This window comes from Lysobacter korlensis (genome assembly GCF_042434515.1).
The window spans coordinates 1-516 of the sequence record NZ_JBHLTG010000064.1 but is presented as its reverse complement, the minus strand read 5'-3'; the positions used below and the strand labels follow the sequence as shown (position 1 = coordinate 516).

Sequence of the window (516 nt, the reverse complement as noted above, 5' to 3'; positions counted from 1 at the left end):
CTAACACCTGAGTTAAGCCGCGCCGCGAAGCGGCGTCGGCTTGGACGAATTGTTAGGCGCCTCAGCGGTGGCCATACACCCTCAAGCCCGTTTCGAGACGCCGGATTTCGAACTGCCCCACGGCCGTCAGCGCCTGTTCGACTGCGTCGAGATCGTGGGCGGGCGGGACTTCCACCCACTCTATCTCCTTGTAAGGAAAGGTTGCGAAGCTGGTGCGCTCCACAAAGAGCTCTCCCAAACACTCTGCATCGGGCGTTGCTCCGAGCACAACCGGCTCGCGGCCAACGAACTTCCACAGCACCTGGTGCACGGCCAAGTGAGGAGCGGAGAGCGCCATGAAGAGCCGCCGCCACTTGCTGTTGGACATGAATGACGCCGAGAAGGACTGGGCAATGGTCCGGTCCAGATCAGCGCTGTGCCGTTCCATGTTGAAGGTCTGCCGAACCATCATGAGGCGCCTAACACCTGAGTTAAGCCGCGCCGCGAAGCGGCGTCGGCTTGGACGAATTGTTAGGC

General features: G+C 61.4%; 1 protein-coding gene. It reads right to left on the bottom strand.

What is annotated here, in order from left to right:
- Window positions 1–61 precede the first annotated feature (61 nt).
- On the bottom strand, window positions 62–516 hold a 455-nt coding region (locus ACFFGH_RS34460), incomplete at its 5' end, for a hypothetical protein (protein WP_386677494.1).